This window comes from Bacillus sp. 05T31, assembly GCF_056396725.1.
In genome coordinates this window covers 1-475 of record NZ_JBFTMA010001353.1, presented here as the reverse complement: position 1 = coordinate 475, position 475 = coordinate 1, and the positions used below count along the sequence as shown (strand labels likewise).

Sequence of the window (475 nt, the reverse complement as noted above, 5' to 3'; positions counted from 1 at the left end):
CCATATAGTTGATGAACTTCGCCGCACCTTCCTGCTGGTCTTTGCCTTTGGCAGTGCTGGTGATGGAGAACGCCAGATCGGTACCGCCCACCATCAGCGGTTGCTTCACGCCTTCACCGGCAGGCATCGCGGCAAAGTGAATATCTTTGTTGTCTTTAAACTGGCCGAGATACCAGGTGCCGCTGACCAGGAACGCAGCCTGGCCGTTCTGGAACAGCGTCGCCGCATCGTCGTGACCGATGCCCTGGAAGCCAGGGAAGAAGTACCCTTTGTCGGTCCAGCTCTTCATCATAGAGGCGGCATTGACCAGCTTGCTGTCTTTGAAGGTGCCGCCCACATCGTAAATCAGATTATCCAGCGTCTTGCGGTCGTGGCTCTCAATCTGCGCCTGCCACAGGGTGCTGAGCAGCTGCTGGCCCATGTTGCCATCCAGCAGACCGAGCATCATCGGCGCGGTGCCCTGCTGCTTCAGTTT

The 475-nt window shown here is 57.7% G+C and carries 1 protein-coding gene; it reads right to left on the bottom strand.

From position 1 onward, the window contains the following. On the bottom strand, window positions 1-421 hold a 421-nt coding region (locus tag AC1DJR_RS33270), incomplete at its 3' end, for an ABC transporter substrate-binding protein (protein WP_477004597.1). Between the last annotated feature and the right edge of the window lie 54 nt (window positions 422-475).